The sequence below is a fragment of the Amycolatopsis sp. NPDC045836 genome (genome assembly GCF_056431745.1).
Genome location: NZ_JBWKKF010000011.1, coordinates 263,087 through 274,625, shown reverse-complemented (window position 1 = coordinate 274,625; position 11,539 = coordinate 263,087). Strand labels below are relative to the sequence as shown.

Sequence of the window (11,539 nt, the reverse complement as noted above, 5' to 3'; positions counted from 1 at the left end):
GCAGCTCAGCTGTAGACCCGCTGGATCACGCTGCGGCTGTTGCCGACCATCTTGACGAAGCGGCGGGCGAGCTCCACGACCTCCTCCTCGCTGCGGACCTCGACCAGCGCGAAGCCGCCGACCTCTTCCTTGGCCTCGGCGTAGGGGCCGTCGGTGACGGTGACCTCACCGCCGCTTTCGGCGACCTCGATGCCGGCCAGGGCCATGCCGCCGGTGGCCAGCAGCACCCCGGAGGCGGTCAGTTCCTCGATCCAGGCACCCATCTCGGCCTCGAGGTTGGGGTTGGTGGTCTCGCCGGTCGGGGTGGACATCATCAGAAAGCGCATCGTCTTCTCCTCGGGGTTTCGGGGCCTTCGCTGACACGTCGGGCGGGCGATGTGACAGGGAATGTAGCCGTTCCCTGTCACATCGCGGGCACGACGTGGTGGTGTCCGGAGAAGATTTCGACGAAAGGCACCACGATGACCCTCACCGCTTCCCGCCCCGCGCTCTCCACCCGTTCCCTGCTGACCTGCGCGGTGGTCGCCGGTCCGCTGTGGGCTTCGGTCTCGCTGCTGCAGGCCGCCACCCGGGAGGGCTTCGACCTGACCGTGCAGCCGCTGAGCATGCTCAGCGTCGGCTCGCTGGGCTGGGTGCAGATCCTGAACTTCCTCGTCGGCGGCCTGCTCTCGGTGCTGGGGGCGGCCGGGCTGAGCCGGGTGCTGCCCGGGCGCTGGGCGGCGCGGCTGCTCGCGGTCAGCGGCGCCGGCATGGTCGCGGCGGGGGTGCTGGTCATGGACCCGGCGAACCCGTTCGGCGGGGCGAGCCTGGGGCACATGGTGGCGGGCACGGTCAGCTTCGGCACCGGCATCGCCGCCTGCTACGTGCTGGGCAGGCAGTTCGGCCGGGCCGGGCAGCGCCGCCGCGCGGTGGCCTCCTACGCGGCCGGGACCGCGTTGCTGGCCGGGGACCTGTGGGCGATGAGCGGCGGCACCGCCGGTTCGCTGACCCTGGCCGCCGGCTGGATCGCCGCGATGGTGTGGCTCTCCCGCGTCGCCGCCCTGTACCGCTGACCCCCTCCTGCACGGAAAGGACACCGATCATGCCCAAGTTCACCACCGTCGAGGACTACCTCGGCGCACTGCCCGAAGCGCAGCGGGACCTGCTCGGCGAGCTGCTGCCGCTGATCGAAGCCGAACTGCCGGGCGCGGGTGCGCTCTGGCACGGGCACCCGGTCTGGAGCCTGGGACCGGCGCCGGGCAAGTCGCCGGTGTGCCTGGTCAAGGCCCACGGCGGATACGTCACCTTCGGTTTCTGGCAGGGGCAGGCGCTGGCCGACCCCGCCGGGCGCCTGCAGCCCGGGGCGCGGGAGATGGCCGGGGTCAAGCTGCGTGCCTCGGAGGACATCGACGGGGAGCTGTTCACCGGGTGGCTGCGCCAGGCCCGCGAACTGGTCCAGCCCGCTCATTGATAAACCGAGTACGCGGTCTATTATTCGCCGACATGACGCGCACCTCCTCCTCGACCGTCGTCGCGCTCGCTCCCGGCTGGCGGGTGCTGGGCTGGCTGGCCTGCCCGCTGCTGGGCGCGGCGCTGCTGTGGGGCCTGCAGCGGGCCGCGAGCTGGGTCACCACGCTGGCCTGGTTCCCGTTCCAGGGCCCGTTCCGGCTGGTCGACTCGATTCCCGAGCCCGCCGCCACGCTCGGCGCGCTGGGCCTGGGCGCGGTGGCCGGGCTGGTGCTGGCGCTGCTGGGCGAGCTGGACCTGCTCCGCATCGAGGTCGGGGCGGAGCAGGTGATGCTGAGCCGGGGCGGGAAGAGCCAGCGGTTCGACCGGGCCGGGGTCGGGGCGGTGTTCCACGACGGCAACAAGGTGGTGCTGCTGGGCACCGCCGGTGACGAACTGGCCAGAGAAGCCTCGGACCTGGGCAAGCGGCGGGTCCGGGCGGCGTTCGAGGAACACGGTTATCCCTGGCACGCCGAGGGCGACCCGTTCCGGGAGGACTACCGGCTCTGGGTCGAGGGCACCCCCGAGCTGTCCGGCCGGGCCAACGCGCTGCTGCGGGCGCGCCAGCAGGCGCTGGCCGAGGACCAGGGCGAGGAGGTGCGGGAGCTGCGCCGGGAACTAGTCAAGGCCGGGGTGTTCGTCCGCGAGGAGAAGAAGCGGCAGTACTGGCGCACCACCGGCTGACCGCCTGCTGACCGCACTGACAGCCGGTGGTGCGCATTCGGTCAGCGCCGCGGCCCAGGCTCACGGCCATGACGAAGAAGATCCTGATTTCCGGCGCCAGCGTCGCCGGTCCCGCACTGGCCCACTGGCTGCACCGCTACGGCTTCACCCCGACCGTGGTCGAGCGGGCACCCGGACTGCGCGGGGGCGGGTTCGCCGTGGACTTCCGCGGGGACGTGCACCTGCGGGTGCTGCGGGAGATGGGGGTGCTCGAGGAGGTGCGGCGGCGGCAGACCGGCATGGGTGACCAGGTGGTCGTCGACGCGCGGGGCAGGCAGGTGGCGAAGCTGCCCTCGGCGTTCATGAGCGGCGAGGTCGAGATCGAGCGCGACGAGCTCAGCCGCCTGCTCCACGACCGCACCAGGGACCACACCGAATACCTGTTCGGCGATTCGATCGCGTCGATGACCGAGGGCGCCGACGGGGTGCGGGTGTGCTTCGAGCACGGCGAGCCGCGCACGTTCGACCTGGTGCTGGGCGCGGACGGGCTGCACTCCAACGTCCGGGCGCTGGCCTTCGGCCCGGAGTCGCGGTTCATCCGGTTCCTCGGCCACTACGTCGCCGCGTTCGAGGTGCCCAACTTCCTCGGCCTGGACCACAGCGGGGTGCTCTACAACGAACCGGGGCTCGGGGTGAACCTGGGCAGCGCGGGCGGCAAGACCGACGGCGGGTTCGTGTTCCCCTCGGCGCCGCTGGACTACGACCGGCACGACCTGGCCGCGCAGAAGCAGCTGGTCGCCGACCGCTGCGCGGGGGCGGGCTGGGAGGTGCCGCGGCTGCTGGAGGCGATGTGGGCGGCGCCGGAGCTGTACTTCGATTCGATCAGCCAGGTGCGCATGCCGCACTTCCAGCGCGGCCGGGTCGCCCTGGTCGGCGACGCCGGGTACGGGGCCACGCTGGGCGGGCTGGGCACGGGCACCGCGATCGTCGGGGCCTACGTGCTGGCGGGGGAGCTGGCCATGGCGGGCGGGGACCACCGGGTGGCGTTCCCGCGCTACGAGGAGCGGATGCGGGACTACGCCGCGGGCTGCCAGAAGCTGGCCGAGGGCGCGGGCCCGTTCCTCGCCCCGCCGACGAGGTTGCGGATCTGGCACCGCAACCAGGTGTACAAGGCGCTGGCGTGGCGGCGGCTGGCCGGGATCTTCGACCGGATGACCACGAAGGCGGCCAGGAACATCACGCTCCCGGACTACCCGGTGCCCGCACCCCGCAGCCGCGCTTGACAGCGGCGCTGAAGGCGTCGGCGCAGCCGGTCCTTCGACGAGTTCGCGACCGGGAGGTCCGCCTCACAAGCCGTCCAGGCCCGAGCGCAGCAGGCCGAACGCCTGGTCGGCTTCGGCGGCCGCTGCGAGGTAGCGCTGCGCGGCCGCCTCGCCGGCGGTGATGCGGCGGTGGTTCTCCAGCGCGAGCAGGCGCTGCACGGTGACGATCTGCCCGGCGGCCAGGCGCGGCACCAGGCCGCTGCGCCCGGTCACCTCGCGCAACGCGGTGGTGAGCGCCTCCACGGCGTGGTCGTGGAACCGGGACATGCCCGCGACCAGCGCCGGGGTGTCGTAGATCAGCCGGTTGAGCGCGAGCACCTCGGGCTCGTCGCACAGCCCGGTGATCGGGTCGCGCCGCTCCAGCCCGGCCAGGAAGTGCGCGTGCAGGGCGGCCAGCGGCGGCTGCCCGGCCGCGGCGCGCACCACCGCGGCGGCTTCCTCGCGGTGGTCGGCCAGCCGGTCGATGACCAGGTCCTCCTTGGCGGGGAAGTACTTGAACAGGGTCGGCTTGGACACCTCGGCGGCCGCGGCCACCTCGGCCACGGAAACCCGGTCGAAGCCGGCGTCGAGGAACAGCGAGATCGCCGCGTCCGAGATCGCCTGCCGTGTGCGCAGCTTCTTCCGCTCCCGAAGGCTCATGGCGGCATGCTAACTCCCGGTTGTCCTGGTTCAAAACTTGACCGAGTTAACTTTGGTCTGCCAGGCTGCCGCCATGACCACCACGACCACCCGCACCGCCCGCCGCTGGCCGGGCTTCGCCCTGCTCTGCACCGCCCAGCTGATGGTGCTGCTCGACACCACGATCGTGCAGGTCGCCCTGCCCACCGCCCAGCACGACCTCGGCATCTCCGACACCGACCGGCACTGGGTCGTCACCGCCTACCTGCTCGCCTTCGGCGCCCTGCTGCTGCCCGCCGGGCGCCTGTCCGACGCCGTCGGCCGCCGCCGCGCCCTGCTGATCGGCGTGCTCGGCTTCGGCCTGGCCTCAGCCGCCGGGGGAGCGGCGGTCAACGGCGGCCTGCTCATCGGCGCCCGCGCCGCCCAAGGCGCCTTCGCCGCCCTGCTCGCCCCCACCGCGATGGCCCTGCTCACCGCGTTGTTCACCGACCCGGTCGAACGCGGCCGCGCCTTCGGCCGGTTCAGCGCGGTCGTCGGCGCCGGGGGAGCCGCGGGCCTGCTCGCCGGCGGCCTGCTCACCACCACCCTCGACTGGCGCTGGTGCCTCTACGTCAACGTGCCCATCGCCGTGGTGACCGCCGCGCTCACCCCCGCCCTGCTACCCGAAACCCCGCGCCACCCGCTGCACCTGGACCCGCTCAGCGTGCTGCTCGGCGTCCCCGGCGCCGCCGCGCTCGTCCAGGCCACCACCGGCCCCCTGCTCTGGCTCGTCCCCGCCGCCCCGCTGCTCGGCGCCTTCGCCCTGCGCCAGCGCCGCACCACCCACCCGCTGCTGCCACCCCGCCTGCTCACCGACCGCCGCCGCCTCGGCGCGCTCACCGCGATCGCCACCACCATGGCGGCGATGTTCGGCACCATGCTCGTGCTGACCTACCAACTGCAGGAGGTGCTCGGCTTCGACCCGCTGCGCACCGGGCTGGCCATCCTGCCCGGCACCGCGGCCACCATGCTCGCCGCCTCCCAGCTCTCCGGCAGGCTGATGGCCAAACTCAGCCCCCGCCTGCTGGTCGTACCCGGCATGCTGCTCACCGCCGGCGGGCTCGCCCTGCTCACCGGGCTCACCCCCGAAAGCACCTACACCGGCGGGATCCTGCCCGCCCAGCTCGTCTTCGGCCTCGGCACCGGACTGGTCGTCTCACCCAGCATCAGCGCCGCCCTGACCGGCGCCGGCCCCCGCGACACCGGCACCGCCTCCGCGCTGGTCAGCACCGCCCAGCAACTCGGCGGCTCGATCGGCATCGCCGTGCTCAACGGCATCGCCACCGCCGGAGCCGCGACCACCGCCACCCAGGTCCACGGCCACGCCCTCGCCGCCGCCGTGGCCGCCGGGCTGGTGCTGGCCGGAGCACTGCTCAGCGGAGCGCTCTTCGGCCGCTAGCGCGTGCAACCGCGCGGCCAGTTCCCCCGGCCGCGACAACGCCACCCCGTGGCTGCCCTCGATCACCTCCGGCTCGATCCCGAGCCGCTCCCGCGCCACCCGCCGCATGAACCCCAGCGGGAAGAACCGGTCGTCCCGGCACACCAGCAACCGGGTCGGGACGACCGGCCACGCCGCCAGCGGCCACGGCTGCTCCCACTCACCACCCGCCGGCGCCCGCCCCTTCGCCAGCGCCAGCTCGGCCAGCTCACGCGGCACGTCGTGCAGGAACGCCCCGACCGGATCCACCTCCACGTCCACAGCGGACTCATGCCCGGTGTTGGCCCACCACCGCGACGGCGGCTCACCCGGCCGCGGGATCATCCCGGCCAGCAGCACCAGCAACCGCACCGGCAGCCGATCGCAGACCAGGGGAGCGACCAGCCCGCCGTAGGAGTGCCCCAGCACCACCAGGTCCTCACGCGCACCCACCGCGGACACCACCGCGTCGGCGAACTCGACCAGCCCGCAGGCCGGATCCTCGATCGGCAGGTCCGGCGCCACCACCTCGTGCCCGAGCGCCCGCAACTCCGGCGCCAGCAAGTGGAACTCCCACCCGCTGCCACCACCACCGTGGATCAGCACAAAAGTCGCCATCGGCCCTCCTCGACCACCCGGCCCGCCCGGTCTTCCAGCCCACCGACGAACGCACTACGCCCGGACCGACACCTCCGCCAGCCGCTTCTCCAGGAACCGCCGCTCCACCCCGGTCGGCGCCAGCTCCAGCGCCTGCCGGTAAGCCACCGCCGCCTCCGCCACCCGCCCCAGCCGCCGCAGCAGATCGGCCCTGGCCGCCGGCAGCAGGTGATAACCGGGCAACACCCCGGCCAGCTCGTCCACCAGCAGCAACCCCGCCTCCGGCCCCTCCGCCATGCCCACCGCCACCGCCTGGTTCAACCGCACCACCGGCGAATCCACCACCCGCGCCAGCCGCTCGTACAACGCCGCGATCTGCGCCCAGTCGGTGTCCTCCGCCCGCACCGCCGTCGCGTGGCACGCCGCGATCGCCGCCTGCAACTGGTACGGCCCCGGACGCCGCCGCCGCAACGCCGACTCCAGCAACCGCGTGCCCTCCTCGATCCCGGCCCCGTCCCACCGCGACCGGTCCTGCTCCTCCAGCAACACCAGCTCACCGGCGGCATCCACCCGCGCCTCCCGCCGCGCGTCGTGCAGCAGCAACAACGCCAGCAACCCCAGCGCCTCCGGCTCGTCCGGCATCAACCCCACCAGCACCCGCGCCAGCCGGATCGCCTCCGCACTCAGGTTCCGCCGCACCAACTCGGCCCCCGCCGACGCCGAATACCCCTCGTTGAACAACAGGTACAACACCCCCAGCACGGCGTTCACCCGCTCCGGCAGCAGGTGCGGCGGCGGCACCCGGTAGGGGATCCCGGCATTGCGGATCTTCCGCTTCGCCCGCACCAGCCGCTGCGACATCGTCGCCTCCGGCACCAGGAACGCCCGCCCGATCTCCGCCGTGCTCAACCCCGCCAGCGTCCGCAACGTCAACGCCACCCGCGCCTCGAACGCCAGCGCCGGATGACAGCAGGTGAAGATCAACCGCAACCGGTCGTCGGCCACCCCGCCCTCGTCGGGCACCTCCTCCTCCGGCGGCGGCGTGCCCATCGCCGCCAGCTCCCGCAACTTCGCCGCCCCGACCGCCTCCCGCCGCAGCACGTCGATCGCCCGGTTCCGCGCCGTCGTGGTCAGCCAAGCCCCCGGTCGCCGCGGGACCCCGTCCCGCGGCCAGCGCCGCAACGCCGCGGAAAACGCCTCCTGCGCGCACTCCTCGGCCAGCTCCCAGTCACCGGTCACCCGGATCAGCGTGGCCACCACCTGACCCCACTCCTGCCGGAACGCCGCCGCGACCGCCTCGCGGACCCCAGCGCTCACCGCGCCTCCGGCGGCAGCTCCGCCGGATCGACCACCGGGCGCACCTCGATCACCCCGAACCGCGCCACCGGATGCGCCGCCGCCACCCCGACCGCCTCGTCCAGATCCGCGCACTCGATCAAGCTGTACCCGCCGACCTGCTCCTTCGTCTCCGCGAACGGCCCGTCGGCCAGCAACACCTCACCACCACGCACCCGCAACGTCGTCGCGTCCTCCGCCGGGTGCAGCAACTCCCCGTCGAGCAGCACCCCGCGCCGGGTCATCTCCTCGACCCACGCCTGCACCTCCGCACGCCCGCACACCTCGACCGATTCCTCCCCGGTGTCCTCGCCACCGATCAGCAACAGGTACTTCACCGCGTCCCTCCTCCTCCGCTTCCCGCCCGGTTTCTGTCGGTACGGGCGCCTACCGTACGTCGAGCAGGCGACAGCCACAGCCAGAAAGGCAACCCATGTCCCGCACCCTCGACGTCCCCGGCGCCACCCTGCACTACGACGTGCACGGCAGCGGCCCCGCCCTGCTCTGCATCCCCGGCGGCCCCGCCGACGCCGGCTCGTTCGCCCGCTTCGCCCCCGAACTGGCCACCAGCCACACGGTGATCACCTACGACCCCCGCGGCCTCTCCCGCAGCGCCATCGACGGAGCACCGGGGGAGGACCTCATCGGCCAGCACGCCGACGACGCCCACCGCCTGCTCACCGCCGTGTCCACCGAACCCGGCCACGTCTTCGCCAGCAGCGGCGGCGGCATCACCGCACTCGAACTCCTGCGCCGCCACCCCGGCCGGATCCGCGCGGCGATCCTGCACGAACCCCCGATCACCTCGCTGCTGCCCGACCAGGAGGACGAAGCCCGCCGCACCGCCGCCATCGACGAGGCCTACCGCACCGGCGGCGCCTTCGCCGCCGTCGGCGTGTTCGCCGCGGGCGCCGGCCTCGGCGGTGACAGTGGTGACGGTGGCGACCAGCAGGCCGAACCCACCCCCGAACAACGCGAGCAAATGGCCAGGATGAAACCCAACCTCGACTTCTTCTTCCAGCACCTGATGCACGCCCTCGGCGACTACCGCCCCGACTACACCGCCCTGCGCGCCCTGCCCACCCGCATCACCATCGCCGTCGGCGAAGACTCCCACGGCCAAACCGCCCACCAAGCCGCCCTCGCCGTCGCCGAAGCACTCGGCGTCCAACCGGCGTTCTACCCCGGCGGCCACGGCGGCTTCGACGAACACCCCGCCACCGCGGCCGCCCTCACCCGCAAGATCCTCACCACCTAAGCACCGCCCGGCGCACCGTAGCGACGCGTCAACTCCACCCCGATCCGAGCCAGCTCGGCCCGCACCGGCTCCGACTCCACCACCTCCACCTGCGCCCCCCACCCGGCCAGCTGCTGGGCGATCATCACCGGAGCCGGCGCGGCCAGCCGCACCCGCGCCCGCCCATCCACCGCCACCCCCACCACCTCGCAGTGCCGCCCGAAATGCGACCGCAGGACCGGCACGAACCGCTCCTCGATCAACACCGTCGCCGACACCAAACCCCGGCGGCGCTCCACCTCCTCGACCACCCGCCGCCACGCCCGCGCCAGCTCGAACCCCGCCGGCCGCGCCGCCGGCTCCTCGGTCACCACCGCCTCGGCGATCCGATCCAGCCGGAACGTCCGCTGCCCACCCTCGGTCCCGGCGATCAGGTACCAGAGATCGTCCTTGTCCACCAACCCCCACGGCTCCACCAGCCGCGTCCGCCGCTCACGATCCCGCCCGGTGTAGACCAACCGCACCTTGCGCCGCCGCACCGTCGCCTCCTGCAGCAACCCCACCAGCTCCGGCCGCTCCCGCTCACCCTCACCCCACCGCGACGAATCCACCACCACCGCACTCGCCGCCACCTCCGCCTCCGCCCGGAACGTGTCCGGCAACGCCCGCACCAGCTTCCGCAACGCCGACCGCGCCTCCGCCGACACCGCCGCCCCCGGACCGGCCAGCAGGAACAACGCCCGCGCCTCCACCGAGGTCAACCCGCTCAGATCCGTCCGCGCCCCACCCACCAGCGACCACCCCCCACCCCGCCCCGGCTGCGGGTACACCGGCACCCCCGCCGCCGACAACGCCTCCAGGTCCCGCCGCGCCGTGGCCACCGACACCTCCAGCTCACCAGCCACCTCCGCCGCGGTCACCCGCCCCCGCGACTGCATCAGCAACAACGTGGCCACCAGCCGATCCGCACGCATGCCCCAAGTCTGGCAAACAAAGTGCGCACAAGATGAGCACTTTACCCGGAAGACTCCTCCCCAACACCAACGGAAAGGACCCCCAAATGCTCCGCGGACTCGCCCAGACCACCTTCTACGCCGCCGACCTCGAAGCCGCCAAAACCTGGTACACCGAACTCTTCGGCATCGAGCCCTACTTCAACCGCATGCCCGGCTACATCGAGTTCCGCATCGGCGACTACCAGCACGAATTCGGCATCGTCAACGCCGCCTACGCCCCACACCGCGGCCAGTCCGAACCCGGCGGCGCCATCGCCAACTGGCACGTCGACGACATCGAAGCCGCCTTCACCCACCTGCTCGACCTCGGCGCCACCGAATACGAACCCATCACCGAACACGGCCCCGGCTTCATCACCGCCGCGGTCACCGACCCCTTCGGCAACGTCCTCGGCATCATGTACAACCAGCACTACCTCGACATCCTGGGGGAGAAGCAGTGACCACCGTGCTCGACACCGCCGACCCCGCCGAATGGCGCGACTGGCTCGCCCGCCACTGCACCACCGCCACCGAAGTCCAGCTCGTCCTGCACCGCCAGGACAGCGGCACCCCCACCCTGCGCCAGGACCAGGCCGTCGAAGAAGCCCTCTGCTACGGCTGGATCGACAGCACCTCCGTCCGCCGCGACCACCACAGCCGCTACCAGCGCTTCAGCCCCCGCAACCCCCGCAGCCACTGGAGCCGCATCAACCGCGAACGCGCCGAACGCCTCATCGCCCAAGGCCGCATGACCCACCACGGCCAAGCCCTCATCGACCTCGCCCACCGCACCGGCACCTGGACCGCCCTCACCGACGCCGAAAACCGCCTCGTCCCCGCCGACCTCCAACACCGCCTCGACGACAACCCCACCGCACTCGCCAACTACGAACGCTTCCCACCCTCCTCCCAAACCCGCATCCTCGCCTGGATCCTCACCGCCAAACGCCCCGAAACCCGACAACGACGCATCAACCGGACCGTCGAACTCGCCGCGGCAGGCATCCGCGCGAACCACCCCGGCACCACGGTGTAGCGTCCCGGCCCCGTGCACGAAGTGATCAACAGACTCCGCCAGGCGGGCTGCGTCTTCGCCGAAGACGAAGCCCGCCTGCTCACCCAAGCCGCCACCACCCCCGCCGAACTCGACGACCTCGTCACCCGCCGCGTCGCCGGCCTACCCCTGGAGCACCTGCTCGGCTGGGCCGAATTCCACGGCCACCGCATCACCGTCGACCCCGGCGTCTTCGTCCCACGCCGCCGCACCGAATGGCTCGTCGACCAAGCCACCACCCTCGGCGGCCACGTCGTGGTCGACCTCTGCTGCGGCACCGGCGCCATCGCCGTCGCCCTGAAAGCCCAACTGGGAAACATCGAACTGCACGCCGCCGACCTCGACCCCGCCGCCGTCCGCTGCGCCCGCCGCAACGTCGAACCAGCCGGGGGACAGGTCCACCGAGGCGACCTGTTCACCGCCCTGCCCCCACACCTGCGCGGCCGCATCGACCTGCTCGTGGTCAACGCCCCCTACGTACCCACCGACGCCATCGCCACCATGCCACCCGAAGCCCGCGACCACGAACCCCGCACCGCCCTCGACGGCGGCCACGACGGAACCGACCTCCACCGCCGCATCACCACCGAAGCCCCCGGCTGGCTCACCCCGGGCGGCCACCTGCTCATCGAAACCAGCCGCGCACAGGCACCCCTCACCGCCGCCGCCTTCACCGACGCCGGACTGCGACCCCGGATCACCCACTCCGAAGAACTCGACGGCACCGTCGTCATCGGCACTGTCATCGGCACCGTCATCAGCACCCGCTGCTAA

Annotated in this window: 14 protein-coding genes and 1 pseudogene; 9 read left to right on the top strand and 6 right to left on the bottom strand. The window is 72.7% G+C overall.

The features are described 5' to 3' along the window. Positions 1 to 5: 5 nt before the first annotated feature. The gene (locus tag AC07EG_RS22815) at positions 6 to 326 is read right to left on the bottom strand and encodes a YciI family protein (protein WP_478255170.1); all 321 of its coding nucleotides are present in this window, start codon (positions 324 to 326) and stop codon (positions 6 to 8) included. Between the two features lie 135 nt (positions 327 to 461). On the opposite strand from AC07EG_RS22815, the gene AC07EG_RS22810 reads away from it, so the two are divergent. The 4 genes from AC07EG_RS22810 to AC07EG_RS22795 all read left to right on the top strand — a co-directional run bounded on the left by AC07EG_RS22810 (position 462) and on the right by AC07EG_RS22795 (position 3,431). Further along, on the top strand, positions 462 to 1,052 hold the full coding sequence (locus AC07EG_RS22810; protein ID WP_478255169.1) for a DUF998 domain-containing protein: 591 nt from the start codon (positions 462 to 464) through the stop codon (positions 1,050 to 1,052). A 29-nt stretch (positions 1,053 to 1,081) separates the two neighbouring features. After that, entirely contained in the window at positions 1,082 to 1,450 is a 369-nt protein-coding gene (locus tag AC07EG_RS22805; RefSeq protein WP_478255168.1) for a DUF1801 domain-containing protein, read from the top strand. 32 nt (positions 1,451 to 1,482) lie between these two features. Further along, positions 1,483 to 2,169: a YqeB family protein gene (locus AC07EG_RS22800; protein WP_478255167.1), complete on the top strand. Its 687-nt coding sequence runs from the start codon at positions 1,483 to 1,485 to the stop codon at positions 2,167 to 2,169. A 68-nt stretch (positions 2,170 to 2,237) separates the two neighbouring features. Then, complete coding sequence (locus AC07EG_RS22795) at positions 2,238 to 3,431, top strand: FAD-dependent monooxygenase (protein ID WP_478255166.1); 1,194 nt, start codon at positions 2,238 to 2,240, stop codon at positions 3,429 to 3,431. Positions 3,432 to 3,494: 63 nt separating this feature from the next. Here AC07EG_RS22795 and AC07EG_RS22790 read toward each other — a convergent pair whose 3' ends face one another. Then, positions 3,495 to 4,109 carry a TetR/AcrR family transcriptional regulator gene (locus tag AC07EG_RS22790; protein ID WP_478255165.1) on the bottom strand — a complete coding sequence of 205 codons (615 nt, stop codon included), beginning with the start codon at positions 4,107 to 4,109 and terminating at the stop codon, positions 3,495 to 3,497. Positions 4,110 to 4,182: 73 nt separating this feature from the next. Here AC07EG_RS22790 and AC07EG_RS22785 point away from each other — a divergent pair, with 73 nt between their 5' ends. Further along, positions 4,183 to 5,526 carry an MFS transporter gene (locus tag AC07EG_RS22785; protein WP_478255164.1) on the top strand — a complete coding sequence of 448 codons (1,344 nt, stop codon included), beginning with the start codon at positions 4,183 to 4,185 and terminating at the stop codon, positions 5,524 to 5,526. A 24-nt stretch (positions 5,527 to 5,550) separates the two neighbouring features. Here AC07EG_RS22785 and AC07EG_RS22780 read toward each other — a convergent pair. The 3 genes and pseudogenes from AC07EG_RS22780 to AC07EG_RS22770 form a co-directional block, all read right to left on the bottom strand. Beyond that, a pseudogene (locus AC07EG_RS22780) lies at positions 5,551 to 6,162 on the bottom strand (alpha/beta fold hydrolase); the annotation flags it as partial. 54 nt (positions 6,163 to 6,216) lie between these two features. Next, positions 6,217 to 7,458 carry an RNA polymerase sigma factor gene (locus tag AC07EG_RS22775; RefSeq protein WP_478255163.1) on the bottom strand — a complete coding sequence of 414 codons (1,242 nt, stop codon included), beginning with the start codon at positions 7,456 to 7,458 and terminating at the stop codon, positions 6,217 to 6,219. After that, positions 7,455 to 7,814, bottom strand: a complete 360-nt coding sequence (locus AC07EG_RS22770; protein WP_478255162.1) for a YciI family protein — start codon at positions 7,812 to 7,814, stop codon at positions 7,455 to 7,457. The genes AC07EG_RS22775 and AC07EG_RS22770 overlap by 4 nt, the downstream gene beginning before the upstream one ends. Before the next feature lie 95 nt (positions 7,815 to 7,909). On the opposite strand from AC07EG_RS22770, the gene AC07EG_RS22765 reads away from it, so the two are divergent. Further along, positions 7,910 to 8,734, top strand: a complete 825-nt coding sequence (locus AC07EG_RS22765; protein WP_478255161.1) for an alpha/beta fold hydrolase — start codon at positions 7,910 to 7,912, stop codon at positions 8,732 to 8,734. Here the strand turns inward: AC07EG_RS22765 and AC07EG_RS22760 are convergent. Next, positions 8,731 to 9,687 (bottom strand): helix-turn-helix transcriptional regulator, encoded by a 957-nt coding sequence (locus tag AC07EG_RS22760; protein ID WP_478255160.1) that lies wholly within the window; start codon positions 9,685 to 9,687, stop codon positions 8,731 to 8,733. The two genes, AC07EG_RS22765 and AC07EG_RS22760, sit on opposite strands and share 4 nt — an antisense overlap. An 86-nt stretch (positions 9,688 to 9,773) precedes the next feature. On the opposite strand from AC07EG_RS22760, the gene AC07EG_RS22755 reads away from it, so the two are divergent. Genes AC07EG_RS22755 through AC07EG_RS22745 form a run of 3 tightly spaced genes read left to right on the top strand, consistent with a single transcriptional unit; the run spans position 9,774 to position 11,539 of the window. After that, positions 9,774 to 10,172, top strand: a complete 399-nt coding sequence (locus AC07EG_RS22755; protein WP_478255159.1) for a VOC family protein — start codon at positions 9,774 to 9,776, stop codon at positions 10,170 to 10,172. After that, positions 10,169 to 10,747: a YdeI/OmpD-associated family protein gene (locus tag AC07EG_RS22750; RefSeq protein ID WP_478255158.1), complete on the top strand. Its 579-nt coding sequence runs from the start codon at positions 10,169 to 10,171 to the stop codon at positions 10,745 to 10,747. Before AC07EG_RS22755 ends, AC07EG_RS22750 begins: the two co-directional genes overlap by 4 nt. Positions 10,748 to 10,768: 21 nt before the next feature. After that, positions 10,769 to 11,539, top strand: coding sequence for a putative protein N(5)-glutamine methyltransferase (locus tag AC07EG_RS22745; protein WP_478255157.1), 771 nt, complete (start codon positions 10,769 to 10,771; stop codon positions 11,537 to 11,539).